At 44.6% G+C, this 26169-nt stretch carries 19 protein-coding genes and 1 pseudogene; 15 read left to right on the top strand and 5 right to left on the bottom strand.

Annotated features, from left to right (window positions below):
- Window positions 1–159: 159 nt before the first annotated feature.
- A pseudogene (locus ACIFSR_RS27455) lies at window positions 160–1725 on the bottom strand (catalase); the annotation flags it as partial.
- Between the two features lie 224 nt (window positions 1726–1949).
- On the opposite strand from ACIFSR_RS27455, the gene ACIFSR_RS27460 reads away from it, so the two are divergent.
- The 11 genes from ACIFSR_RS27460 to ACIFSR_RS27510 all read left to right on the top strand — a co-directional run bounded on the left by ACIFSR_RS27460 (window position 1950) and on the right by ACIFSR_RS27510 (window position 17883).
- Window positions 1950–2624, top strand: coding sequence for a tetratricopeptide repeat protein (locus ACIFSR_RS27460; protein WP_339204024.1), 675 nt, complete (start codon window positions 1950–1952; stop codon window positions 2622–2624).
- A gap of 125 nt (window positions 2625–2749) precedes the next feature.
- Window positions 2750–4504, top strand: coding sequence for a sensor histidine kinase (locus tag ACIFSR_RS27465; protein WP_339204023.1), 1755 nt, complete (start codon window positions 2750–2752; stop codon window positions 4502–4504).
- A gap of 169 nt (window positions 4505–4673) precedes the next feature.
- Entirely contained in the window at window positions 4674–6284 is a 1611-nt protein-coding gene (locus ACIFSR_RS27470; RefSeq protein ID WP_339204022.1) for an SWIM zinc finger family protein, read from the top strand.
- The gene (locus tag ACIFSR_RS27475) at window positions 6281–9181 is read left to right on the top strand and encodes a DEAD/DEAH box helicase (protein ID WP_430061452.1); all 2901 of its coding nucleotides are present in this window, start codon (window positions 6281–6283) and stop codon (window positions 9179–9181) included. The genes ACIFSR_RS27470 and ACIFSR_RS27475 overlap by 4 nt, the downstream gene beginning before the upstream one ends.
- A 9-nt stretch (window positions 9182–9190) precedes the next feature.
- Complete coding sequence (locus ACIFSR_RS27480) at window positions 9191–9382, top strand: hypothetical protein (RefSeq protein WP_430061454.1); 192 nt, start codon at window positions 9191–9193, stop codon at window positions 9380–9382.
- Window positions 9383–9575: 193 nt separating this feature from the next.
- A complete protein-coding gene (locus ACIFSR_RS27485; protein ID WP_339204019.1) occupies window positions 9576–10946 on the top strand; it encodes an extracellular solute-binding protein in 1371 nt (456 codons plus the stop codon).
- A gap of 94 nt (window positions 10947–11040) precedes the next feature.
- Window positions 11041–11922 carry a carbohydrate ABC transporter permease gene (locus ACIFSR_RS27490; RefSeq protein ID WP_430061456.1) on the top strand — a complete coding sequence of 294 codons (882 nt, stop codon included), beginning with the start codon at window positions 11041–11043 and terminating at the stop codon, window positions 11920–11922.
- Window positions 11922–12767, top strand: a complete 846-nt coding sequence (locus ACIFSR_RS27495; protein WP_076270205.1) for a carbohydrate ABC transporter permease — start codon at window positions 11922–11924, stop codon at window positions 12765–12767. The genes ACIFSR_RS27490 and ACIFSR_RS27495 overlap by 1 nt, the downstream gene beginning before the upstream one ends.
- A 19-nt stretch (window positions 12768–12786) precedes the next feature.
- Complete coding sequence (locus ACIFSR_RS27500; RefSeq protein WP_339204018.1) at window positions 12787–14598, top strand: cache domain-containing sensor histidine kinase; 1812 nt, start codon at window positions 12787–12789, stop codon at window positions 14596–14598.
- Window positions 14595–16235, top strand: coding sequence for a response regulator transcription factor (locus ACIFSR_RS27505; RefSeq protein ID WP_076270203.1), 1641 nt, complete (start codon window positions 14595–14597; stop codon window positions 16233–16235). The genes ACIFSR_RS27500 and ACIFSR_RS27505 overlap by 4 nt, the downstream gene beginning before the upstream one ends.
- 31 nt (window positions 16236–16266) lie before the next feature.
- Window positions 16267–17883 carry a glycoside hydrolase family 3 protein gene (locus ACIFSR_RS27510; RefSeq protein ID WP_339204017.1) on the top strand — a complete coding sequence of 539 codons (1617 nt, stop codon included), beginning with the start codon at window positions 16267–16269 and terminating at the stop codon, window positions 17881–17883.
- 55 nt (window positions 17884–17938) lie between these two features.
- On the opposite strand, the gene ACIFSR_RS27515 is transcribed toward ACIFSR_RS27510, so the two are convergent.
- On the bottom strand, window positions 17939–19081 hold the full coding sequence (locus ACIFSR_RS27515) for a YfbR-like 5'-deoxynucleotidase (RefSeq protein WP_430061459.1): 1143 nt from the start codon (window positions 19079–19081) through the stop codon (window positions 17939–17941).
- 115 nt (window positions 19082–19196) lie between these two features.
- On the opposite strand from ACIFSR_RS27515, the gene ACIFSR_RS27520 reads away from it, so the two are divergent.
- The 3 genes from ACIFSR_RS27520 to ACIFSR_RS27530 all read left to right on the top strand — a co-directional run bounded on the left by ACIFSR_RS27520 (window position 19197) and on the right by ACIFSR_RS27530 (window position 22820).
- On the top strand, window positions 19197–20174 hold the full coding sequence (locus ACIFSR_RS27520) for a bile acid:sodium symporter family protein (RefSeq protein ID WP_430061461.1): 978 nt from the start codon (window positions 19197–19199) through the stop codon (window positions 20172–20174).
- Window positions 20175–20212: 38 nt separating this feature from the next.
- On the top strand, window positions 20213–21988 hold the full coding sequence (gene pnpS / locus ACIFSR_RS27525; protein ID WP_339204014.1) for a two-component system histidine kinase PnpS: 1776 nt from the start codon (window positions 20213–20215) through the stop codon (window positions 21986–21988).
- Window positions 21989–22097: 109 nt separating this feature from the next.
- Entirely contained in the window at window positions 22098–22820 is a 723-nt protein-coding gene (locus tag ACIFSR_RS27530) for a response regulator transcription factor (RefSeq protein ID WP_076270199.1), read from the top strand.
- A 117-nt stretch (window positions 22821–22937) separates the two neighbouring features.
- Here the strand turns inward: ACIFSR_RS27530 and ACIFSR_RS27535 are convergent, their stop codons facing one another.
- Complete coding sequence (locus ACIFSR_RS27535) at window positions 22938–23804, bottom strand: AraC family transcriptional regulator (protein WP_339204013.1); 867 nt, start codon at window positions 23802–23804, stop codon at window positions 22938–22940.
- Window positions 23805–23978: 174 nt separating this feature from the next.
- Here ACIFSR_RS27535 and ACIFSR_RS27540 point away from each other — a divergent pair, with 174 nt between their 5' ends.
- On the top strand, window positions 23979–24830 hold the full coding sequence (locus ACIFSR_RS27540) for a lipoate--protein ligase family protein (RefSeq protein ID WP_430061464.1): 852 nt from the start codon (window positions 23979–23981) through the stop codon (window positions 24828–24830).
- Window positions 24831–24836: 6 nt separating this feature from the next.
- Here the strand turns inward: ACIFSR_RS27540 and ACIFSR_RS27545 are convergent, their stop codons facing one another.
- Window positions 24837–25313 carry a threonine/serine exporter family protein gene (locus ACIFSR_RS27545; protein WP_430061466.1) on the bottom strand — a complete coding sequence of 159 codons (477 nt, stop codon included), beginning with the start codon at window positions 25311–25313 and terminating at the stop codon, window positions 24837–24839.
- 76 nt (window positions 25314–25389) lie between these two features.
- Window positions 25390–26148 carry a threonine/serine exporter family protein gene (locus ACIFSR_RS27550; RefSeq protein WP_339204010.1) on the bottom strand — a complete coding sequence of 253 codons (759 nt, stop codon included), beginning with the start codon at window positions 26146–26148 and terminating at the stop codon, window positions 25390–25392.
- Window positions 26149–26169: the final 21 nt, after the last annotated feature.

The following is a 26169-nucleotide window of genomic DNA, read 5'->3' on the forward strand; positions in this document are numbered from 1 at the left end:
CATGCCTCTTTTAGTGAGTAACACGCCAATTTCATATGATTGATCGTTTTAATCGATAAAATGATGTTGAACACCATTCATTTGAATATTAACATCATAAGAATGTAAAACGCTTTCGTCAAGAGGGTATTCACTTGAAAAATATCACTTTCATCATTTTCAATAACCGTCAGTGGAGTGACCGAGCTCCTCAGAAAGCTCCATTCCTTCGTTTGCAGGCGTGGTTCCAACGTGTTTTGTGCTCTTGCCGAGCTTATCGTTTGTCTGTAGCCCTTCCTTCACACGTTTGCCATATTCGGGATCTGCTTCTGTGAAATGTTGAATCATTTGATCACGAATAACTGTGCTGCATGTGCTGAGTGCATCTACCAAATTTTCGATGAGCTCATCCTTCTCCCAGTCCTCGAATTTACGATAGGTCTCCCCAGCTTGTTTGAAATTGTTTTGGCGATCGATAGGCTGTTTTACAAGTTTTGCGGAATAGGAGGGCTCATGAGGCTCACCCGGCTTTGGAGCTTCCGTTAATCCGCCCATTGTAGAAGGCTCATAATTGACATGCGGATTTTGGCCGGGTGCAATGTCGATATAGAAAGCCATTTGCCCGTCACGCTGATTGGTGGCGACACGTTTCTTCGGTGCGTTGATCGGCAATTGAAGGTAGTTGGAGCCGACGCGGTGGCGCTGAGTATCGGAATAGGAAAACGTCCGGCCCTGCAGCATCTTATCGTCAGAGAAATCTAGACCATCAACGAGTACGCCTGTGCCAAAGGCCGCTTGCTCGACTTCTGCAAAGTAGTTTTCCGGGTTTTTGTTTAAGACCATCTTCCCAACAGGCAGCATCGGGAATAATTCAGGGTCCCAAAGCTTTGTGTCGTCCAGCGGGTCAAAGTCAAGCTCTTCATGCTCGTCATCGCTCATCCACTGCACTTGTAATTCCCAAGCTGGATATTCACCACGTTCGATGGCTTCATATAAATCTTGGGTTCCGTGATTGAAATTTTTCCCTTGAATTTGCTCTGCTTCGCTTTGTTTTAGGTTGCGAATGCCTTGAAGCGGCTCCCAATGGTATTTGACGAGTACGCCTTCGCCTGCGGCATTAATCCATTTGTATGTATTGACGCCGGAGCCCTGCATTTGCCTATAGTTTGCGGGTATTCCCCAAGGCGAGAACAAAAAGGTAATCATATGGGTAGCTTCCGGCGATTGAGATACAAAATCAAAAAAACGTTCCATACTTTGTACATTGGTGACTGGGTCGGGCTTGAATGCATGAACCATGTCAGGAAATTTCATCGCATCCCGTATGAAAAATATTTTCAGATTGTTGCCGACAAGATCCCAGTTGCCATCTTCAGTATAAAACTTGGTAGCGAACCCGCGCGGATCGCGCAGCGTTTCTGGTGAATGGCCTCCGTGAATAACGCTGGAAAAACGAACGAATACGGGCGTACGCTTGCCCGGCTCTTGAAATAGCTTGGCTCTCGTATATTTTGCAATGGGCTCTTCGCCAAGCTTGCCGTAAGCCTCGAAATAACCGTGCGCACCTGCGCCGCGGCCGTGCACAACACGTTCTGGAATACGTTCTCTGTCAAAATGAGATATTTTCTCTATGAAATGATAGTTCTCCAGTGTCGACGGACCACGATTGCCAACGGTACGAATATTTTGATTGTCTGAGATAGGGTGACCTTGCCGATCAGTTAATGTCGAATCTGGTGTCTCATTCGTCGCCATGATGTTCTCATCCTCCAATTTAATGCAATTGATATTTCTAGCGTGTAGTTTAAGTCATACAAGTTTTTATTATTCATACATTAGATATAGTAATGAAATGCTATTTTTGCTCGAAAAATGTGAAGATTATGGTATGATAGAACCATATTTGTACAATAAATGATGGATTTGCTTACGAATTGAATGTTTAATTACAAAGCGTGCAGGAGGACCATATGTTAAAATTTAGTCTTTTAATATTTTTATTTTGGTTGTTTGGCAATCCGTTTATAGCCATTCTTGTCATGCTTCTCCTGCTGTATGTGCTTGATCGTCGGTTTGTCGGGTTAATGCCAAGCATATTTAAACCACTAAAAAGAATATCAAGAATAAAAAAATTGAAACAGCAAATTGATCGGTCGCCAAATGATGTGTCCTCCAAGCATGAGTTGGCTCGTCTTTTAATTGAGAGAAAGAAGTATAAAGAGGCTTTGACATGGCTTGTCCCGCTGCAGCCAATGCTTGATGAATCAGCTGAATTTTGGGATGACTTAGGGACTAGTTATTTATATACCGGTGATGAGGAAAATGGGGTAGCAAGCATACTTCGGGGGCTAGAGCTTAATCCACGCGTCAAATACGGTGCACCATACTTGAATCTAGCGGCTCATTTCTCGAATGGCCAAACAGAGCAAGCGCTTAAGCATATCCAATCCTTTCAATCGATAAATTCCTCATCTTGCGAGGCATATGATCAACTTACTACGATATATAAGAAATTAGGCAATACGGCTGAAGCTAAAAATGCCATTGAAGAAGGACTTCGTATTTATCGTATGCTTCCTCGTTACAAAAAGCGGCAGGAGCGCAAGTGGGCCGTTCGATTGTTTTTCAAAAAATGGACGGTTTAACCTAGAACGAAATACTAGCGCTTTGGTTGATATTCATGTATTTGTAATCATTTGTTAGTGATTGTCATATTGTCGTTTAGTTTAGGATGATCCATAATGGAAGCTATAATAAATAGAAGGGCAAGATGCTTGAGATGCAACGCAACATTTGGCTTGTGGCGATTAGTATTATCGTCGTTTTAGTTTTATTAAATAATACGGCTTATTATTTTCTCACAAAAAAAACGCTGGAAGATTCCTTTAATGAAGAGCTTCTAACACATGCCAAGCGGCTGGAGATTTCGCTCGAGCAATCCCGCGAAGGCTCGGAACAGTTTCAAAACCAGATTGGCCGTGAACTTCGTGCCGCCTCGATTGCAATTCAATATGCGCTTGATCCCGATATTGAGAAAGTAACGACGGAGCAGCTCATGGAGCTGCGCGATAAGCTGGACCTAAGCCACATTACCCTTCTCAAAAAATTGCCTGATGACATTGTTTTATACAAATCATCCAATGCTAAGCAAACCAATATTAGTACAAAAGAATGGAAGCCATGGTACGAGGTGTTCAACCAGCTATTCGAAAACAAAAATGCATCGGTAAACTGGCTTGGACAATCCCTTCCGAACTTCTGGAGCGGACCTTATGAGGTATCTGCAACAAATGTTGATAAGCTTAACAAATGGGGTTACTACTACGACGGAGCTACAAACTATATTATTGATCCTTATGTAGATTATGAGCGACAACAAAAGTATGAGAATGCGACAGGTGTTCACCGCATGATTGAAAATTCAATTCAAAGCAGCGATTCATTGCTTGAAATTGCTTTTATTAATCCGGAGACATTTCCTGATGGGAAAAATACGATTAATCCGCAAGGCGAGGTTCAAGGCCATAAAGTGCAGGAACCGATCTTTTACGGCACGTATAATATTAAATCAAAGCAGGATACGAATTTAGTCCGCAAAGCTTACTTTTCTAAGAAGACGGTCACCTTAAGAGAGAATATCGGCGGCAAAGAGATTTTCAAAATGTATATTCCGGTATTTGTTAATGAGCATGGTATTAATATTACGGATCGTGACGGTCAGCCTATGAATAGCTATGTGCTAATGATGACCTCTGATTATCACGTCATTCAGGATAAGCTGGACTCTCAGTTTCTGAATTTAGGCATTATCATTTTAATTGTTACCTTTTTCAGTTTGTTGATAGCTGTATTTGCGATGAGATATTATAGGCATTCTCGCGATAAGGTTGTTCGCGTCACGCAGGAAACCTATGTGGAAGAGATTAATCAAATGTTCCAGTCTATTCGAGCGCAGAGGCATGATTTCTTGAATCATGTCCAGACCATTCACTCTCTCGCAGAGCTTAACAAATCGCATGAGCTCGTTGCTTATACGAAGGAGCTGACCGGTGATATTCGATTAATGAACGATATTATCAATATTGGCAATCCGGCCATAGCAGCTTTGGTTCGTTCCAAAATTTCACAAGCGGAAAGCAACAAAATTCAATTCAGCTGCTCCTTTACCGGATTGAATATGCAGGAAATGGGCGTTAGAACGCTTGATGTCAATCGTATGCTTGGCAATTTGATCGATAATGCTTTTGATGAGGTATTGAAATACTCGGAGGATCGACGCCATGTTACACTTATCGGCAAACAAACGGCGGTTATGCTGGAGTTTACGGTAACAAATAATTGTGACGATGCGGAGTTTGCCATTTCGAATCCTATATTTGAAGCGGGTTATTCCACTAAGCAGCAGGATCATCAAGGCTTAGGCTTATCGATTGTAAAAACGATTGCGAAGCAATATAAAGGTGATGTTTATGTGGCTGCAGAGCCGGCTGGGAAATTAACGTTTACTGTGAAGATGCCATTATAATATTGTTTTGTGCCTTGCCGAGCGGAGATCTTCGCCGGCAAGGCTTTTTTTATGCTGTAGCTTATTTCATTTGCAATTGTAATCCAGCTTTTAACGTCAAATGATGGCACCAGCCTTATTGGCTTGGTATAATAGTAAGAATGCAAGTGAACGGAAAGGAAGCGGGTGAATGTCTATGATGCACCTCAATGAAAAGCTGCACGCGCTAATTGAGCAACAACTGAACGTCCATGTTGAGACAACGATTATGAAGCGGGGCTGGCATTATTACATGGAAGGTAAAGTGAACAGCGCGAATGAGGGGAGCCATGATCATCTTTATGGGGTCGTGCAAGGATCGGATCTTTATGCGGTCATCCTTGATGCTGGTCAGCTGCGTTATAGCTCATGTACTTGTCCCTATACAGGATTTTGCAAGCATATGGCTGCTGTTTACTTTCAATATTGCAGTCAGCAGGAAGGGGGACATACACTGGCGGAGCGATCTTATTTTCGCTTGCTGGGGTTGTCTTCCGCGAGTGCGCTGCTCAAAAATACACAGGCTGCAGCACCGCCGCCCGAAGCAGCGCCTGCTTTGCCTCGCGAGCCCGGTGAACAAGCTTCAGCTGAGGAATGGCTGGAATGGATGGAAGCGACACATGGCGACGTTTGGCGGAAATGCCGGCACTCTCTCCATGCCCTTCAACCATTATTGTCCTCATTAAAGGGGCTTGCTAAGGATTGGGAAAAAAGGATGCAGCGTTTGCATTGGTCAACAGCCATCATCTTTGTGCTGGAGCAAGCAGAGCGAGCGATTAATACGGTGGACTCGTTCAGCAGATATTATCATGAAATGTCGTTCATCCGGATGGCAGAGCCTTGGGTGGAGCATTTATATACATTGGTATCCGAGCTAACTCCCGAAGCAATGGAGCTGCGGGAAGAAGCTTGGGCGGATGCATTAATCGCTCGAGTGAAAGTATGGGCATCGAGTACCGAAAAGCAGCTTTTTGACTGGGAGTATATCTATTTAGTTTTATGCGAGAAGCTTTCAGAGAGCCGCAGCTGGTTTGAACGTGAGTTAGCGTCAATGGTTGAGCTGTCGATGAATGAAGATGTCGAAGACGTCAATAAGGCATTTTTGCATACTGCGATTGGCATCATGTATTTTTTTGACAAACAGGATGAGAAGGCAATTGCTCATTTTGCATTAACAAGCTTTGAGCGTTCTCAGAAAGTGATGTATCCTTGCGCCGCACAGCGGATGGAAGAAGGGAAATGGGAGCTTGTAGAGCAGTGGATGAGCTTCTTGTTCGAGCGAATCAATAAATCGAAAAATGGCCGTTCGGTGGGACCGTTCGTTACATTATGCCGAAGAGCAGATCTTGACCGGCCTGAAATGCCGATATGGACCGATTATATGAAGCAATTGCTGCCCCATTCTTATTCAGAATTATCTGACCATTGGCTCGACCAGAAGCGTTATGATGAATGGGCTGATTTGCAAATGCTGATTGGATCAAGCCCTGAGGATGTCGGCGCTCATGCGCTTCGAGAAATTGCTAAGCTTGCGCCTCGCGCGCTAATGCCCATGTATCATCAATTGGTTGAATCGTCCATCCAATCACGGAACCGTCAAGGCTACCGTATTGCGGTTAAGCAGCTTAAGAAGCTGGAGCGGTTATATAAAGCGGATAAAGATGAAGTGAGATGGAATCAATATATTTCTGGACTTGTAAGTAAGCATCAGCGATTGCGAGCATTTCAGGAAGAGCTGTGGAAAGGGAAAATAGTTACATGAGAACTTACATTGGCGCGCGCAAGTTGACGATAGACGGATTTTGGAACGAAGAAGAGGGTACGTCCATTTGGTTAAGCGCTGTCGATCGCAAGGATTCCGCGGATGGCAAGCTGCGATCCTTATTGTTCGCATGGCACAAGGCATCTTGGTATGGAGCGGATGTAGAGGAAGTCAGTGTTGGTGAGCGTAAGATGCTGAAGGTTCCGCCGCTCCTTGCCATTGATTATTTATCCTCGCCTCAGCATGTTCGCCTGCTTCAAGTAGAGTGGACGGAGCGTTTGACGGTCTTGATGCAAATGGCAGAGTTAATAAGAATTGCGCTTCTTAATGGTTGGTATATGCCTGATTGGGAGCGTTGGACGGAAGAGAAGCGAAGCTGGAGAATGGCTATTCCTGAGCAGGATACCGAGCGCAACCAGCAATGGAGTGCTATTGTAGCAGCTGCTAATCAGAACGGCGATAAAGGAATTGAACAGTGGATTAGCGGAGCAATTGAGCAAATGATTGAAGAAAACGAACAGGCTGCACAGGCTTGGAGGGAAATAGGCAATGCTTCTGGAGAAGCGGTGCTGAGGAGAAAAGCAGTTGATGAGGAAGATTGGCTCATTGCCATTGGGCTTATGAAAGATGTCCTCCCATTCCGAATTGCGCTTCAGCTAGTGGAGCCGCAGGAGTCTTCCATTTGGAGGCTTCGACCCGCTCTGCAAAATCGTGATGGTGGACCGTGGCTGCCTATTCGCCAGAATATCAGTGAGGATGGCTGGGAAGCGGATACGGATGATGGACAAATCATTCCGCAAGAATGGCTTCCGCTTCTAGATGGCAAGCTGGCTAAGGAGCAGCAGAAATGGATGAATGCTCTTCCTGATCTAACAGAAGTGGAAAACGACGGCAAGCTAAGATACACCTTATCGGATAATGAAGCATGGAAGTTTCTTGAGCATGCAAGCGTTCAACTGCTGGAGGCAGGTTGTCCGGTCTTATTGCCTAGCTGGTGGGAAGCGGTTCGCAATCGCAAGCTTCGTTTGAAGGCGAAGATGAAATCTTCAGTTGGCTCAGCGGCTCAGCCCATGTTTGGACTTGATCAAATCGTACAATTTGATTGGAAGCTGGCTCTTGGTGATGTGAATTTGACCGAAGCCGAATTTCTACAGTTGGCAGAGCAAAACCGTCGTCTCTTCAATGTCGGCGGCGAATGGGTTCATTTGGACCCACAGGATGTGACGCAAATTAAACAGTGGCTGAAGCGGATGGGTAAGCGCAAAGGACTATCTTTCCGTGATGTGCTGGAAATGCATTTAAGAGGTGGCATCCCGCTCGATGACAGCGGTGAGCTTGATTCGTCTATGGACACGGAAGTTGAGCTGAATGACCATTTAACGGCATGGCTCACGCAGCTGCAGCAAATTAAGGAAATACCGCAGGCGGAAATTCCAGCGACGTTTTTGGGAGAGCTTCGACCATACCAGCATGAAGGCGTATCGTGGCTGCTTTTTCTTAGGAAATTCGGGCTTGGCGGTGTGCTTGCAGATGATATGGGACTCGGAAAAACGATTCAATTTATGGCTTACCTTGTCTATATTAAGGAGAAGAAACTTCAAATGGGAGGGCCTTCGCTGCTTATTTGCCCAACTTCAGTAATAGGCAACTGGGAGAAGGAGCTCGAGCGTTTTGCGCCTTCGCTTAATGTCATGCTGCATTACGGCAACAAACGGGAGAAAGGCGAATCATTCCGCGATTCCGTTTCAGGGGCAGATTTGGTCATAACTTCTTACTCCTTGGCACAGCTGGATGAAGATGATTTGTGTTTAGTGGATTGGGATGCTCTTTGCCTCGACGAAGCGCAAAATATTAAAAACGTATATACAAAACAATCTACAGCAATAAGGAGGATCCCTTCGAATCATCGCCTGGCACTGACAGGAACGCCGATGGAAAATCGATTGACAGAGCTCTGGTCGATCTATGATTTTATAAATCCAGGTTATCTTGGCAATATGACCGAGTTCCGCAAGGAGATCGTTACACCGATAGAGAAAACACGAGATGAGAAGCTTATTGCTGGCCTTCAAAGCTGGGTTAAACCATTCATGCTGCGAAGAATTAAGAAGGACCCTTCGATTCAGCTGTCTTTGCCGGATAAAAATGAAACGAAGCTGTATATGACGTTGACAGCTGAACAAGGCGCGATGTATGAAAATTTAGTCGCAGACCTCCTTGAGAATTTGGATAAACTAGGTCCAATGCAGCGCAGAGGCCTCATTCTTGCAGCTTTAACCAAGCTGAAACAATTATGTGATCATCCTTCCCTGCTTAATCATGAGGATACCGCTGCTTTATGGGAAATAGAACGTTCGAATAAAGTAGCAAGGCTGCTTGAAATGTGCGAGGAAATAGCTGCCGAAGGTGAACGCTGCCTTATCTTTACCCAATATATCGATATGGGGCACCAACTGAAGCAGCTGCTTGAGGAACGAATAGGTTTGCCGGTTCCTTATTTGCATGGCGGCGTGCCTAAGGTGAAGCGGGATCAAATGATTGAGCAGTTTCAAAATGCGGAGGAGCCGTGCTCTGCATTTGTCCTTTCACTAAAAGCAGGGGGAACGGGTCTTAATCTGACCGCTGCAAACCATGTTTTCCATTTTGACCGGTGGTGGAATCCTGCCGTTGAGAACCAAGCGACCGACCGGGCATTCCGAATCGGCCAGACGAAGAAGGTTCAAGTGCATAAGTTTATTACACTCGGAACGCTTGAAGAGAAGATCGACGAGATGATTGAACGAAAGCAGTCGCTTAACGATCAAGTGGTCGGTCAATCGGAGCAGTGGATTACGGAAATGTCTACTGAGGATCTTAGGGAGCTTTTTGCATTGCGAAAAGGCTGGCTAAAGGGATGAGGGATATAATTGTCGGATGGCAGTTTACGTGCAAAGCAAGAAAAATTGCAGCTTGAAGGTCAAAAAATGAATAGTGAAGATAAAATATCACATAATGAAAACAATATTATAGTGGAAAATAACCATATACAAGGTTCTATTCCAGAGTGGCAGCGATTTTATGAGGTTGTTAGAGGGATAACGAAGGATATGCGTTACTAAAACGTAAGATTAATTTACATAGCCCGTCGGGAAAAGTAACCCGACGGGCTATAAGATTTTATCCCTCTTTTGAAAAATGAGAGAATTGTCTCCCTAACTCGTCGTTTTTTTGACCTCCTTTGAATTGGTTCTGCAGGACTATAATAAATGTGCGAGGCAAACAAGCAACACCATAAACGAGGAGGTCTTCCCAATGAAAAAGAGATCTACACTAATTGCCACTACGCTGCTTTCCCTTATGATTGTCGCATCGGCGTGCGGCGGTAACAATGCTGGTAAAGGAAATGAAGGCGCTGCAACAAATGCACCAACGAATGCAGCAACGGATGCTCCAGCAACCGATGCACCAGCAAAGGACGTAACATTGTCCCTTCGCCACACTCAAATTAAAGAAACAAGCAAAACTCGTTTGAAAATTCTTGAAGATGTTGTTGCAAAAACACAAGACGAAAATAAAGGTCTTACTTTCAAGCTTGAAGGTATTGACGAGATCGTTAACCGCGATCAAAAGCTGAAAGCTGAAATGGCTGCTGGCAACCCTCCTGATATTTTTGAAGTATTCGGTGGAGCAGACCTTAACCTTTATGTAAAAGCTAACCGCATGCTTGACTTGACACCAATCATTGCAGAACTTGGTCTGACAGACAAATTTGCAAGCTTGGACGAGTTCACTGTAGATGGCAAAGTATATGGCCTTCCTTTCGGCGGCTATAGCGAAGCGATTTTCTACAACAAGAAAATTTTCTCTGAGCTAGGCTTGGAAATTCCTACAACTTGGACGCAATTGGTTGAAATCTCCGAAAAAATCAAAACAGCTGGCTACACACCACTTGGTTTGGCTGCTAAAGACGGCTGGGTAAACGGTATGCTTTGGAACACAGTTATGGAGCGTAACGTTGGTATCCAAGCATTCAGCGATGTTGTTGCTGGTACTGCAAAATGGACTGATCCTAACTTCGTTAAAGGTCTAGCTTCTTATGCTGAGCTTGTTAACAAAGATTTCTTCACTAAAGGTGCTCTAGGTCTTGCATACGCAGATCAAGGCGCGCAATTGCTTTCCGGTAAAGCAGCAATGGTATTCACAGGAACTTGGGATGCTAACCGCTTCTCAGGCGACGAAGCAGGCGACCTTAAAGGTCAAATCGGTTACTTCGCATTCCCTTCAATCGAAGGCGGCGCTGGCGACCAAACATCAATCAATGCATCATACTCAAACGGCTTTGGTTTCTCTGCTACGCTAACTGAAGATCAAATTGCAGCAGTTAAGAAATTTATCGCTAACTTCTATTCTGAAGAGGTTCAAAAACGTACTTTGGTAGAAGACAAATTGCTTCCTTCTTTGAAACTAAGCGATCTATCTGGTGTTGATCCGCTTACAACTGAAATCTTGACGGTTATGGCTAACGCTTCCAGCTCATGGAAAGCTTATGATGCAATCGTTCAACCAGCAGTAGGCGCTGACATTAACGTTGGTATTCAAGAGCTTATTGGTAAAGTAAGCACACCAGAAAAAGTAGCTGCTAAAATTCAAGCATCGCAAGATAAAGCGAACGCAGCTAAGTAATCGCAACACATTACATTCGATCCTGCTATGCAAGAGGGTGTGCTTCCTTCCTGGAGGGCACCCTCTTTTAACGCTAGGACAAAAGGAGGACATTATGAACAGAGCGCTCAAAAATCCGATTACTTACGTGGCGTTCATTATTCCGACGCTTGCTTTATATGCTTTGTTTTTTGTTTATCCCGTTATCGTATCTTTTTTTTACGGTTTCTTTCGTTGGGATGGCATTACTGAGAAGGTGTTTATCGGATTTGATAACTTTACGAGATTGTGGCAGGATGAAATTTTTAGAAAAGCACTTTTAAACAACTTTTATTTCATGGCGTTTTCCCTAATCGTGAACATTCCGCTCGTCTTCTTGATTTCGATCATTATTAGTAAAGTTAGACGGATGCGTGACTTTTACAAATCGGCCGTGTTTGTGCCGGTTGTTATATCGACGGCTACTGTAGCCATTTTGTTCGGCGTTTTGTACAACTATGATTCAGGAATGATCAATCAATTAATTCGTCTTGTTGCACCAGAAAGCTGGGCGCGCGAATGGTTATCGGATCCCAAGCTTGCAATGCTCTCGATTCTTATCGCGAATGCATGGCAAAATATCGGCTTCTTCATAGTACTTTGTTTGGCAGCAATTCTAAACATTCCGAAAGAAATTATCGAAGCTTCTAAGCTGGATGGCGTAACCGGCTGGCAAGAAACATGGATGATCACATTGCCGCTTGTAAGACCAATCCTATTTGTAATGCTGCTTCTTTCTGTTTCGGGAACGATGAAGGTGCTTGATATCGTACAAATCATGACGTACGGCGGTCCTTTCCAATCCACAGAAGTTATGGCGACTTATATGCTTAAAGTTGGCTTCCGCTCTCTTGAACTTGGATATGGCAGCGCGATCGGTGTTGCGATGTTCATTATTATTTTGATTCTTACGGGTATTTTACAGCGCATCACAAAAAGCGAGGAGGTGCAGTACTAATGGAACGTTCCCGAGGCACACAATGGTGGATGCATACATTTTTAATGGGGTATGTTGCAGTAGTGCTCTTCCCTCTGTTATGGTTATTCATGTCATCATTCAAAACAAACCGTGAAATAACAGTAAATACATGGTCTTTGCCAACTAGCTTTAACTTTGATAACTATATCGCTGCTTGGGAAACGGCTAATATTGGTAAATATGCGCTGAATAGTACAATTGTAACCGTTGCAGCTTGTGTATTGACGCTCCTTTTTGCAGCGATGACCTCATTTGCGATTGCGCGGATGAAATACACGAAGATGAATAAAGCTGTTTATAATTTCATTTTACTTGGCTTAATCGTCCCAGCGGGTGCATTGTTTATCCCGTTGTACCGTTTAATTCAAAAGATCCATTTGTTTGGACAGCCATTATATGATACGCATTGGTCATTAATTTTGGTATACACCACATATGCTTTGCCGATAACCGTGTTTATTATTTATGCATTTATGCTTTCGATTCCAAATGAGCTTGAGGAAGCTGGCATTATGGACGGGCTAGGCGCAAGCGGCCTGTTCTTCAGAATTATTATTCCGATTTCGATGCCGGCACTAGTTACAGTATTTATTTTAAATTTCATAGGCAATTGGAACGAATATATTTTGTCCCAACTATTTATAACATCTGAATCACTCAAAACACTGCCAACGGGTATGGCAACCTTTAATGATGGCTACCGCACAAACTTTGCATCGCTGTCTGCTGCGGTAATCATAAGCATTATTCCGGTCCTGGTTGTGTATGTGTTCTTGCAGCGTCAAATCATTGAAGGTATGACTGCAGGCAGTGTGAAGGGATAAGAAAGAAGGAGCCTCCTAGATGAACTTGAGACCGAAATTGATGCTTGCATTCATATTTCTAATCGTCATTCCGATGATTGGCCTCGGCATATTCTCATTTATTAATTCTGAGACGCTGCTGGAGAAAAAGTATAGCGAGCAAACCGAAATTTCGCTCAGGGCTGTAGGAGGCAATATTCATTATTTCTTTCGAGAGCTTGATCAGCTATCCGATGGTAATTTAACGAGCACAGAGGTGCAGGAAACACTGAAATACAGCTCGTATAATTCCAATGATGCCGGCACGCTCATTCAAATTAACCAAGCAGAGAAAGAAATGAAACGGATTTTGTTCCAACACCCTGCTGTCAGCTTTGTTGTGCTGTATGCGAAGGATGGGACGATGTTCCGCTCTTACCGCAACGATCCGACGACGTTCAAGCCTATTTCCTTTGATATGCTCAAGCAGCATTCCGTCTATAAGGATGTTATGAATCTTGGCGGACGTCCGCTTTGGATTGGACCTTATGAACAGCGTGAGCTGACAGGTGTTGAACCGCCTCTATTTACACAAATTCGTGTTGTTAAGGATATTGAGTCATTTAATGATTTGGGCGTAATGATTACGCAGTACAAAACGGAAGAAATATCGAGCATGCTCAAAACCTTTCAAAACCCGCAATCCAATGCAGCCGAAACAAGATACCTCATTGTCAATAAAGCAGGCCTTATTATGCTAGACAGCAAAAAAAAGATGGATGGTCATAATATAAATGAACAGACCGATTCATTGCCGCAGCACACGAATAACTACAACAGCTCGCGAGAAAAGTTTGAAGGTATAGACAGTCTTGTTTCTTCCTATCAATTGGATCGCAATGGTTGGATCCTTGTGTCCATAAAGCCTTGGGATTCACTTACTAACGAAAATGTTCGGTTTGTCCAGTGGATTGGGATGATTACGGTCCTTGGTTTGCTATCGGCGGTATTGTTCAACGTCTTTTTTGTTAACCGAGTAGCGAAAACGATCATTAAAGTTGTTCGTAAAATGAGATTGGTTGAGCAGGGGTTGCTTGATATTCGAGTAACAGCTCAAGGTAAGGATGAAACCGTTCTACTGGCCAACAGCTTCAATAGTATGGTTGAGCGAATCGGCAATTTGCTTAGTGAAGTGCGCAGAGAGCAGGCACGTAAGCAGCATGCGGAAATGATGCTTATGCAGGCACAGATTAAACCGCATTTCCTATTTAATACGCTCGAATCGATTAATGCTCTTGCAGCACAAAATGAAGGCGCGAAAATTATGTTGATGGTGCGCAGATTAAGCAATTTGCTTCGCACAAGCATGCATCAATCCGAAGAAATAAGGATCAGCCAAGAAATTGAGCATGTCCGCAGTTATTTGGAAATACAGAAATACCGCTTCGAGGAGCTTTTCTCATACGAATTGAATGTCCCGGCAGAAGCACTTGATTTCTCCATACTAAAGCTTTCGCTTCAACCGCTCGTAGAAAATAGCATTCAGCATGGGTTTGATGGTTATGAAGACGGACAAGGCAGGATATCAATTGATGTAACTGCTGAGCCTCATCAGATCGTCATTATGGTTCGTGACAACGGATTAGGCATGAGCTCCAGAGTGCTGACTAAGCTGTCAGCAGAGTCAGACTCTGAAAGCAAGCAGACCGATGCTGCGCAAATGGGTGAGAGAAGAGGACTTGGATTACGAAATGTTGCAGATCGCTTGCGCATACATTATGGTCCTGCGTTCGGTTTGTGGATTTGTAGTCAAGAAGGCAGCGGGACCGTTATTCGCTGTGTAATTCCGAAGAGCAGAGGTGATCAGCTATGACGGGTAAAGTACTCCTAGTTGACGATGAGGCACATATTACGAGAAATTTAGAAAAAGTTATTCCCTGGGAAATGCTAGGGCTTACTGTTGGCGGTACAGCTAAAAATGGTGTTGAAGCGTTAGAGCTTATGGAGCAGCAACACTTTGACTTATTGCTGTGCGATATTCGCATGCCGGTTATGGATGGTTTGGAGCTTGTTCGGCATATCCGTGATAAAGCAATGGCTTGCGATATTATTATGCTGTCGGGATATCAGGATTTCGCTTATACGCGAACAGCAATTCAATTTGGCGTCAATGATTATGTGTTAAAGCCGATACCTTATGATGAATTGACTGGTGTTATTGCTAGAGTAATGTCTACTCAGCGCAGTAAGCAGAAGCTGCAGCAGGAAGAGAAGCAGAAGCTCGGCCGGATGATCGATCTCGCTAGCGAGAAAATTTTGTACGATATTATTATGGATTATACCGATGTTACTGCAGATAATTGGCTCTTGACCGGAGATGAACAGCAGCTCAAGCGGCAGCAGTTCGTCTTAATTGTGCTTGATCTTGATGTAAGCTCGGAGAAGACGAAGGATTGGCGTGACTGGTCCGATAAGGAAAGAAAGCTGTGGAATTTTGCTGTATGTAATGTACTGCGTGAGAAGCTGCAGCAAAATGGGCTGCATCATGCGGTCATTCAAATTCGAGATGGTGAGTGGTGTGTGCTCATTGAAACGGAGAAAACAGCTGAATTTGATATTGCCTTCATTAAAAACTGGGCAGACATGTTATTGTCTGCGATTAAGAGCCATGTAAAGCTGAATTTATTTGCAGGTATTTATCATAAGTTTGCAGCGGTTGCTGACTTATCCCAAGCCTATAAGCTTGTACAGCAAGGGATGCAGCTTACGCCTGTCCATGACATTATCGCTATTTATCCATCCGCTCAGCAAAAATCATCACAAGCAGATCAAGCGTTTTGGGATACCGCGGAGAAATTAATTGGAGCGGTTAAACGCGGGGATACGATAAGCGTAGACAGCGAGCTTCAAAGTATTACGCTGCTCTTGCAGCGAATGAATGAGCCTTCATTAAATCGTGTGAAGCCGCTGCTTCATTTCTTTGTCCTGCATCTTATGCGTGAGATGAAAGAAATGGGCGTATTTACTCGCGAGCAAGAGGATATGCTTTGGCGCAGATTGGATCGCCGCTTTGGCATTAAGGATTTATTATCAGTTATTCGTCAAGTTACGAATACGGTTTCGGAGAAATCTATGGATAAGAAAAAGCAATCGGAACGTTCAATGGCTGAAGCGAAAGCCTTTTTGGACCGCAATCTTTATCGCGATCTAAGTGTTGAAGAAACGGCAACTCATGTCGGTTTAAGCACCTCTTATTTTAGTTTATTGTTCAAGCAGACTTTTGGCGAAACGTTTATCGAATATGTAACGCGGCAACGGATGGAGCGCGCGAAGGCAATGCTTGGGGAATCACTCAAGAGCGTTGCACAAATCGCGAAGGAAGTCGGTTATGCGGAGCGGCGATATTTTACAAAAGTATTTATGAAATATACAGGTGAGAATCCTACCGATTATCGTACGAGACGGCAAGAGGGTGGACAACATAACGAGGCTTTGAATGAGCCGTCGTAATAGGGTTGATAAGTGAAGGGATGGGGAAGCATTGACGACAACGCGTGAGTGGGATAACTGGAGCTTGAAGAAGAAGGTTGGACAATTATTTGTATTTGGCTTTCATGGCTTTGAGCCAACGGCGCAAATTAAGCAGTTAATTGAAACGAGCGGCATTGGCGGAACGATCTATTTTTCCCGCAATGTGAAGGATGCTAAGCAGGTGCACAAGCTTAGCGGCGAGCTTCAAAGCATCGCAAGAAAAGCTGGCAATCCGCCTCTATTCGTAGCGATTGATCAAGAAGGCGGCATGGTTGCAAGACTAGTTGACGGTGTAACACTTATGCCGGGCAACATGGCACTTGGTGCAACCGGCGATAAGGAGAGCGCTAGAGAGACAGCATTTGTATGTGGTGAAGAGCTTCGTCAATTGGGTGTTACGATGAATTATGCGCCTTGTATTGATGTTAACAATAATCCGGATAATCCTGTTATTAATGTACGTTCGTATAGCGACCGCTCTGATGTCGTTGCGGAACTCGGAGCAGCCGCAGTAGCAGGCTATCAAGCTGCACGAGTTGCTGCGACTGTTAAACATTTTCCAGGGCATGGCGATACGGCGGTGGATTCCCATCATGCGCTGCCGATATTGCTGCATGGGCGTGATCGGTTAGACGCGATTGAGTTGAAGCCGTTCCTGGCAGCAATTGAAGCAGGCACGGATTGCATTATGACAGCACATGTTTGCTTGCCGGCGCTTGATCCATCAGGCGTGCCATCGACTTTGTCTGAGCCTGTCATCACGGGTTTACTGCGCAAAGAGCTTGGTTATGACGGGATTGTTGTGACAGATTGTTTAGAGATGGATGCGATTGATAAAACCTATGGTCCAGAGCAGGGCGCTATTAAAGCGCTGCAAGCGGGAGCCGATATGGTGCTGATCAGCCATACATTTGATAAACAATGGGCTGCCCTTGAAGCCGTTGTGCGTGCTGTTGAGAACGGTGAGCTTGCAGAAGCTCGTATTAACGAGGCGCTTAATCGGATCATGACACTTAAGGAGAAGCTTGTGCTTGAGGAGCCATTGCTGCCGTGGTCACAAGTGGAGTGGGAAATTGGTACGGAAGTAAATCGAGCTGTTGCAATTAAATGGAGCGAGGCTTCAGTTACATTAGTAAAAGACGATGGGCCATTGCTGCCATTAAGCCGCGAGAAAAGCACGCTCGTATTGTGGCCCAAAATTGTCCCTGTTTCGGTGGCTGACGAAATGCTTTCAGGTGACGGCTCATTAGGTCACTTTCTTGGAGAGTATGGAGCTAATATCGTCGAGCGTCAAATGGATGATGATCATCCACTCGCTGATTTGGAAACATTCTCACAAATCGTCGTTGTCACTTACGACGCTTCCAAGCATCCCGTAGAGCGCGATATTGCACGCGAGGTCGTAAAATTGGCACCGGAGCGTACGATAGCTGTGTCGGTTCGGAACCCGCTTGATCTATTGCTATACCCGGAAGTAAAAACGTACATGGCAGTGTATGAGTGTCGTCCACTCGCGCTAGCTGCTGCTGCGAGAGTATTGTTAGGTGATCTTAAGCCGCAAGGCAAGCTGCCGTTAGAAATTTCGGCTGCGTACCCATTCGGCTGGAGTGCTGCTATTCATAGCTAATATAAACCAAAGCTGGGCCGCGAGATATATCTCGCGGCCATTTTGTATGGAACATTTATTGTCCAATTAAATTGGAATAGGTTAAATCATGCAAAATATAAGCCAGGAAAAAAACAACACAGTCATTCTCATAGCGATGCTGAACCTTCACCAGCTGGTTATAATAAGTATCAGCGTAATGAGGGTTATTTCGCATCTCAAGGCTTGCTTTGATTAAGGCGTCCAGCTTGTCGGAAATATCAACGAGCTCGCCATTTGCATCTGCTGACTTGCTGTGTACTATGAATTCGGTCATATCTTCATGAAAAAACGATGGAAGCTTATTAATCATGAACTGAGCGGTTTCTTTCTCGTATTGCTCGAAAGCGTGTTTGATGTCTGGATTATTGTGCTTGAAATTTGATACGACATCGCCTGATAAAGCTTCAGGCAAATCATGAAGGGCAGCTTTGGCGAGCAGCTTAAAGAGATCGATATTTTTATTGCCGAAGCGCTCGATTTCAAGCAGCCCATTAAACAAAGCAAGTGAAGCGACTCGGAAGGAATGTGTCGCATCATTGTCAGGAACGAGATTATAGCTGCCGTTCCATCTTTTTACGGTATCGAGATTCATAATGTATTGGATAAATTCATAAAAGCCATCATGTTTATCGTATTCATCGAGCAGCCAGTGTATGGATGGAAGCTCTGTGCTTCGCAGCACTTGTTCGAGCTCCTTATATTTGGCATGAAAGAAAGGATTCGTGTCATACCGGGATTCTCTGTGGCAATACAAATAGGCATCCAGCGTATCGATGGCATCAACTAATCGTCCAATAGGTGAATCATCTTGCGCATGGACGATAAAATCGAAAGCTTGAGCCTGTAGAGACTTGGATAGGTACGAGACAATCTCCTTGCTAAGTTCCATTTCGAAGTCTCGGATATGATTCATAACGAGCGATTCTTTTTTGGTGACATGTTTAATGGAGCCGGTGCCCGTGTTTTTGAGATCACCCCATAAGCATCTTCCTACAAGCTTCAGCTTATCTAACGGCTGCTTGAATATTTTTTCTTCAATGATACCAATCAAAATAGACAATGCAGCGCATCTAAAGCTATGAGCGGAGGCGTTATCCTCAAATCGTGGAGCATATTCGCTCCATCTAGGTACATATTGCATCCGAATGATCGTATTGGTGAATTTACCGTTTTTCATAAATCGGGCTCCTTTTTAGTCGAAGTTCAAGAGTTTCCGTTCATGTGCGGAGTGTCTATGTTATTATATAGCTTATGTACAAAATCGACTAGAAGAGGTAAATGAGGGAAAGATCATGCGTGAATGGGGTTTAGCTTTTAACCAGCAATTTGAGAGATGGATGTTCATCATTATTCCAGGATCGTTGATACTTGGCTTTCTATTTGCAACACAGCTTCAGCCTTTTATTGAAATGGTTCCTTACTTATTTGCCTATGTCACGCTAACGATGGCCATTGGCTGCGGATTAGGACAATTGCGAGAGGTGCTGAAGCGGCCGGGCATTATGGGGCTTACCTTTTTGATTGCTCATGTCGTATCTCCGCTGGTAGCCTATGGACTTGGGGCACTCGCATTTGGTGCAGATTCGCCCTATGTGGTGGGCCTCGTTTTGTTTACGCTTATACCAATCGGAGTGTCTACCGTGCTATGGGTTGGCATGTCAGGAGGCAGCGTTCCGCTTATGCTAGCCATGGTTGTGCTCGATTCAGCGCTTAGTCCACTGGTAGTGCCGGCGGGTATCCATCTGTTTTTTGACTCCGCTGTTGAAGTGAAGGCAGGACCTATTATTGTTGATTTACTCGTTATTATTGTACTTCCTACGATCATTGGCGTGGCCCTTAATCAAATGAGCCGAGGACGTATTCAAAGTATCGTGCAGCCCTTTACAGCACCGCTTTCCAAGCTTTGTTTCGTCGGTGTTGTCGCGTTAAATGCATCGGCTATTGCGCCTCATTTAGGAGAGCTGAAGCAGGATATGCTGCTGCTCGTTCCGATTGTTGTGCTGCTGGTTAGTGCTTGTTACGCCTTCGGCTACATTGGAACGGCGCCGCTTCGCAAACACGAGCAGCAGGTGACCGTTTCCTATGCAACAGGAATGCGCAACATTTCTCTTGGCATTGTGCTGGCGCTCGGTTATTTCAGTCCAATAGCTGCTGTGCCTGTTGTGTTGTCGATTCTTATTCAGCAGCCTTTAGCAACGGTGTACCATTATGTTTTACAAAAACTTAATAATCACAAGGGTAGCGAAAGTACTGCGACGCATGTACCATAAACGATGTGTGCATGATTAAACATAAGGAGTGAATGTTAATGAACAGCTTCCGCACTAGGCTGACGCTCATCATGATTGCGATGATCGCATTATCGGTCAGTGCAGCAGGATTATTTATGGTCAAAACGTTCAAAGAAAACCATATCAAAGCGCTTGAAGACAATATGGTTCGTGAGATGCAGATCATCTCGGCAAAAATGAATTGGAAATCAGGTGAAATTTCCTCCTTATATGACTATTATACAAATGAGGCAAAGGAGCTCCAGCGTTATGCGGGTGCTCGAGTAACCTTTATTCGCAATGACGGTGTCGTGTTAGGTGATTCAAATGGAGATCCTCGGGATATGGACAATCATCTAAACCGTACCGAAATTAAGGAAGCATTGGCTACAGGAACAGGAAGATCGATTCGGGCTAGTGAAACTGTTAGACAAAATATGATGTATGTTGCTATTCCTGTAACGGTGGTGCCGGGTCAAGCGCCTGATGTGATTCGCCTTGCGATGAGTTTGAAGGAAGTTGATGAAAGCATACGTCAATTGACGATGATGCTGTTCTTAGGCTTGCTTGTACTTTTCCTTATTGCAGCTTTTATTAGCTACCGCCTGGCACTTGGTCTGACAAAACCGCTGGAGCAAATTACGAAGGTTGCTAAACGCATCAAAAATATGGATTATTTGGCAAGAGTAAAAGTGATGAAGCAAGATGAAATTGGTGAGCTTGGAAATGCTATTAATGCTATGGCAGACAGCTTGCAAGTTCAAATGACGCGTATCCAACAAAATGAGAATCAGCTTGAGAGTGTTCTTGATAATATGATTAATGGAATCGTCATGATCGACCTAAATGGAAAAATCGTATTGATGAACAGACGTGCAGAGGAAGTGCTCGGCTTCTCCGCTCGTGAGCTCGTTGGCCGTCATTATGCAGAAGCGAAGCAGCAATACGAGCTGTCGCAAATGATTCAAGAGGGTCTTAAAAGCAAACAGCATCTGCGTGAGGAAATTACGTTTTATTTTCCAGAGGAGAGGCTGCTGGAGCTTAATCTGGTGCCGATTCATCCGGAGGGGAATGATTTCTCTGGAGTGCTGCTCGTATTGCAGGACGTTTCCGCTATTCGCAGATTGGAGAGGATGCGCAGTGAATTTGTCGCAAACGTCTCCCATGAGCTGAAAACGCCGATTACTGCAGTAAAAGGTTTTGCTGAGACGCTGCTTGGAGGCGCGGTTAACGATGAGGAAACAGCACGTTCTTTCTTGCAAATTATATTTGATGAGTCAGATCGGCTTAACCGATTGATCGGAGATATATTGGAGCTGTCCAAAATCGAGTCACGGCGAGTGCCGCTTGTCTTCTCGCCTGTAGAAGTGGATACGTTCGTTCACAAATCGATTAAGCTGATGGAATCAGAAGCGGTTCGCAAAAGAATTGAGCTCAGCATGAACATCGAGCCGGGTCTTTATGTTGAAGCCGATGAGGATCGTTTGCGTCAAATCATTATGAATTTGTTATCGAACGGGATTAACTATACGCCTGAAGGGGGCAGAGTATCCTTAAAGGTTGAAGGTTTGGGCGATGATCATATTCGCATCCAAATTAGCGATTCCGGCATCGGTATTCCGAAAAAGGATCTGCCGCGTATATTTGAACGGTTTTATCGCGTAGACAAAGCGCGTTCGCGCAGCTCAGGCGGTACGGGGCTTGGATTATCGATCGTTAAGCATCTCGTTGAGCTTCATAAAGGTACAATTACAGTAACAAGTGACGTTGGTGTAGGATCTACATTCACGATCGAGCTGCCTGTACTGCAATAGAAAAAAAGATTTACCTATTCTTCATGAATCCGTGATAAACTAAAGCTAAACGTTCTAAATATGCGGATGCGGCGTCTTTGGCGCCGCCATTCGCCAGGTTGGAGGTAACATGTCGCATAAAGTGCTCGTCATTGAAGATGAACCGACATTAGCAAGGCTTTTGTCGTACAATTTGACCCAAGAGGGCTATGAAACGACCGTTATCGATCATGGCGGGGAAGGCTTGCAGACGGCTTTGCAGCGCAATTTCGATTTGGTCATCTTAGATATCATGCTTCCTGGCATGAACGGCTTTGAAATATTAAACCGTCTTCGCCAAAATGGCGTAAGAACACCGGTCATTATTTTAACAGCTCGCAATGCGGAAGAAGAGGTTGTGCAAGGACTGAAGCATGGTGCTGATGATTATATTACGAAGCCGTTTGGCGTGGCTGAGCTTCTAGCACGCGTATCCGCGGTGCTTCGTCGGACACAGCTTGATGATAGCAAGCCGATCGAGTCTTCAGAGAAAGTCATCACAGCTGGTGATTTGTCCATCTACCCCGAGAAGTATGAGGTCATCTTAAACGGCGATACGATTCCGCTTAGACCGAAGGAGTTCGAGGTTCTGCTTTATTTAGTACAGCGTCCAGGCATGGTAATTACGCGGGATGATCTTATGAATGTCGTGTGGGGCTTCGATTATATCGGCGGCCAGCGTACGGTTGATGTTCATGTGAGCTCATTGCGGAAGAAGCTGGAGCTTGGTCAGCAATCTGTACAAATCGAATCGATCCGTGGTGTAGGTTATAAACTCGTTATGCCAAAAAAGCTCGTTACCCCGAAATTATAGGGTGGACGAGCTTTTTCTAATGGAAGTATTCATTTTCTCCTACTTATCTTATATTTCTCCCTCAAAGCTGCTTCAGCATCCAAAGGACGCTAAAGGCATTTTTGCTTGATAAGCAGACTATTGCCGGTTAAGCACAAGCATCTTACGCTGGAATTGCTTAGGCGAGCAGTCGTTGTATTTTTTAAACATTTTATAAAAATGTGCCATATTCGGCATCCCGATTCGCTCACCAACCTCCGAAATGCTCAAATCCTTCGTCAGCAATATTCGTTCAGCCCATTTCACCTTGCGATAATTCACATATTCCGTAAAGGAAAGCCCGATCGTTTTTTTGAAATATTTTACGAAGTAATAATAGCTCATATTGGCGATCTTGCAAACCTCTTCAACTTGGATACGATCCGTCAGATGATTTTCGATATAATCGAGCACCGGTTTCAGGCGAATGCGCTCAAAGTTATCTTGCTCAATCAACACTTTGCGGCTGTCGTTGCGAAGTAAAAGCAGCAATATTTGCTTGACTAAAACGCTGACTGCCAGCTCGTAGCCAGTTTCCTTATGAGTCGTCTCGTGCAATAGCTGATGAATGTAAGAGACAGCTTGCTGCTTTGCCGTGTTGTTTTCTTGGAAAATATAATTCGCTTTACTGAGCGGTGTTTGGGTTTCTGAGAAGTACCGCATATAGGGAATCGTGCTTTGATCAAAAAACGGTTCCAGATCGAATTGAAGCACAATATAATCGAGCAAGTTATGGCTGCGATCGGAGTGCAGCTCCGAAGCTCCGATAAGCACGATGTCGCCAGACGTCAGGTGAAAGCTTTCTTCATCGACGTAAACGTCCAGCTCACCCTCAAGAATGAGCAGCAGCTCAACCTGTTTATGATAATGCCAGTTTGTATAACCGTCCAGACTGCGAATGGGGCGAAAAACGCGCAGCGACAGCAATGGGTTTTCGTATGCGACTTTTTCATTTATTGCTTCCAAATCTAATGTTACCCCCTTGGCGCTGCATGACAATATCCTTATTGTAGTGAATGCTTTCACCATTAGCAATAAGGGAGCGGTATAAATGATGCGCGATTGCTCATTTATCGTTAAAATAGATATAACTTAGCAAGTATACGGAGTAAGGGATTAGCAGAGAGGGTTGGACGACATATGGAACGGGATTCAATAAGGGATTATGGTTTGGAAAATGTGCTGCTGCTCGACCGCATGAATGAGCTGGATGAATTAGATGTGTTATATCCATTTGCGCTGGATGAGCTGCTTTGCAGAAAAACAGGGCAGGGAGGTCCAGCCATTTGCCATATTTGGCGACACCCAAGAGCATTTGTTATGGGACTGCGCGACAGCCGATTGCCAGGCGCTGCCAACGCTGAAATGGCTCTTCAATCGGAAGGCTGGTCTACTGCTGTGCGCAATTCGGGAGGAGCTGCGGTACCGCTTGATTTGGGGGTCATTAATATATCGCTGATCATGCCGAAAAAAGCGTTGGACTCCTTTCATTTTCATGATGATTTTGAAAAAATGTATGGGCTGATTCGTCATGCATTACAGGAGACGGGCTGCCAAGTAGATAAAGGGGAAATCAAAGGCGCTTATTGTCCTGGCGAATTTGATTTGAGCATTGGCGGGTATAAGTTTTGCGGAATCGCACAGCGTCGGCAGACGCATGCCTTTATTGTACAAGCCTTTATTGTAGCGGATGGATCTGGCCAGGAGCGGGCCAGCTTCGTTCGATCCTTCTATGATAAAGCTGCGCAGGGGGAAAACGAAAACGATTATCCGCTTGTGGCTGCTGAAAGCACGGCTAGTTTGGAGCAATTGACACCGCTTGGCGCAGGAGCCGGAGATGCTTTTGTCAAAGCGGTCAAACGAGTCATAGCTTCGCAGCAGACGGAAGCGGGTATGAGAGAAGCAGAGTCGAAGCTTGTAATGCCGACAAAAGAACAAATCATAGAAATGGCTAATATATTGCGTTCCAGGTATTCGATTCCATCTCAATAAATTATGCTAACGTTCCGTTTTACGGATGAGCTGATTGACGACCTCTGAGAAAATAAGACCAATTGCAATGGCTCCTGAGAGCATGAATGCTTTTACGGCTAGCTGCACGGCAATGTCATAATTGTCTTCCACGACGTTTCTCATAGCATCGTAGGCGAGTCCGCCGGGAACTAATGGAATAATGCCGGATACGCTGAAGACGATGATGGGCGTTTTGTATAGCTTTGAGAATAGCTGGCTCACTACGGTTACGATAAAAGCAGCAATTAACGTCGCAGGAATGGTATCCAGCGACAGCTCTGTGCAGGAAATATAAATGAACCAGCCTATCATGCCAACAACGCCGCAGTGCACAAGCGTTCGCTTCGGTACGTTGAAGATGAGGCCGAAGGCTGCTGAAGCTATAAAGCTAGTGACTAGCTGTTCTAATATCGACAACGAAATACACCTCCGAATTTTGCGAAATATAAGAAAGTATATCATTTTCTATTACTTATCTTATATTTCACCGTCAAAGCTACTTCAGCGTCTAAAGTACGCCGAAGGCGTTTTTGCTTGATTAATAAAACGAGAGCACCGCGGCGATTCCCGCACCCACAGCGAATGCCGTAAGAAAAGCTTCTGCTCCCTTCGAAAGCCCTGATACAAGGTGGCCAGCCATCAGGTCTCTGACTGCTGCTGTAATATGCAAGCCGGGCACAAGAGGCATAACTGAGCCAATAATAATTTTATCGAGGTCAAATCCATATCCTTTATGTACAAACAGCACGGACAAGGTGCCGATCAGCAAAGCCGTAATGAACTCGGAGAAAAACTTGATCGGCACGATTCGATGTAGCTTAACTGAAAAAGCGAAACTAATGCCGCTGATGAGCACAACAGGGATGAAGTCGCGCCAGCTGCCTTGGAACATGATAAGAAAACAGCCGCTCGCTATCGCAGCAGCAATGATTTTCATCCAAACCGGATAAACGAAGGCGTTAGAGTCTATTTCCTGTAAAAGTCGGTGTGCATCGCCAGCAGCCAGCGTACCGGTGCTAATTTTTCTGGAAATATCGTTGACTAAGGATACCTTAAGCAAATTCGTCGAACGCTCGGAAATACGAATGAGCTTCGTCATTTGGGATGAACCGTCAATGGCAAATATAATACCGGTCGGCGTGACGAAGCTATGGGAGTTCTCTATGCCGTAAGCAGCTGCAATTCGGGACATCGTATCTTCGACACGATAGGTTTCGCCGCCGTTTTGCAAAATGATTTTGCCGGCCAATAAACAAATTTGTGTAATCTCGTGGCTATTGATGATGCTTTTATCCATTGCGGCCTGCCTCCCCATTCC

This window comes from Paenibacillus sp. NRS-1760 (assembly GCF_050467785.1).
Classification (GTDB): Bacteria; Bacillota; Bacilli; order Paenibacillales; family Paenibacillaceae; genus Pristimantibacillus.

Bases quoted from the DNA above. Each gene is read 5' to 3' on its own strand.
- ACIFSR_RS27460 (WP_339204024.1), top strand. From the start codon at position 1,950: ATGTTAAAATTTAGTCTTTTAATATTTTTATTTTGGTTGTTTGGCAAT.
- ACIFSR_RS27465 (WP_339204023.1), top strand. From the start codon at position 2,750: ATGCTTGAGATGCAACGCAACATTTGGCTTGTGGCGATTAGTATTATC.
- ACIFSR_RS27470 (WP_339204022.1), top strand. From the start codon at position 4,674: ATGTCTATGATGCACCTCAATGAAAAGCTGCACGCGCTAATTGAGCAA.
- ACIFSR_RS27475 (WP_430061452.1), top strand. From the start codon at position 6,281: ATGAGAACTTACATTGGCGCGCGCAAGTTGACGATAGACGGATTTTGG.
- ACIFSR_RS27485 (WP_339204019.1), top strand. From the start codon at position 9,576: ATGAAAAAGAGATCTACACTAATTGCCACTACGCTGCTTTCCCTTATG.
- ACIFSR_RS27490 (WP_430061456.1), top strand. From the start codon at position 11,041: ATGAACAGAGCGCTCAAAAATCCGATTACTTACGTGGCGTTCATTATT.
- ACIFSR_RS27495 (WP_076270205.1), top strand. From the start codon at position 11,922: ATGGAACGTTCCCGAGGCACACAATGGTGGATGCATACATTTTTAATG.
- ACIFSR_RS27500 (WP_339204018.1), top strand. From the start codon at position 12,787: ATGAACTTGAGACCGAAATTGATGCTTGCATTCATATTTCTAATCGTC.
- ACIFSR_RS27505 (WP_076270203.1), top strand. From the start codon at position 14,595: ATGACGGGTAAAGTACTCCTAGTTGACGATGAGGCACATATTACGAGA.
- ACIFSR_RS27515 (WP_430061459.1), bottom strand. From the start codon at position 19,081: ATGAAAAACGGTAAATTCACCAATACGATCATTCGGATGCAATATGTA.
- ACIFSR_RS27520 (WP_430061461.1), top strand. From the start codon at position 19,197: ATGCGTGAATGGGGTTTAGCTTTTAACCAGCAATTTGAGAGATGGATG.
- pnpS (WP_339204014.1), top strand. From the start codon at position 20,213: ATGAACAGCTTCCGCACTAGGCTGACGCTCATCATGATTGCGATGATC.
- ACIFSR_RS27530 (WP_076270199.1), top strand. From the start codon at position 22,098: ATGTCGCATAAAGTGCTCGTCATTGAAGATGAACCGACATTAGCAAGG.
- ACIFSR_RS27540 (WP_430061464.1), top strand. From the start codon at position 23,979: ATGGAACGGGATTCAATAAGGGATTATGGTTTGGAAAATGTGCTGCTG.
- ACIFSR_RS27545 (WP_430061466.1), bottom strand. From the start codon at position 25,313: ATGATATACTTTCTTATATTTCGCAAAATTCGGAGGTGTATTTCGTTG.
- ACIFSR_RS27550 (WP_339204010.1), bottom strand. From the start codon at position 26,148: ATGGATAAAAGCATCATCAATAGCCACGAGATTACACAAATTTGTTTA.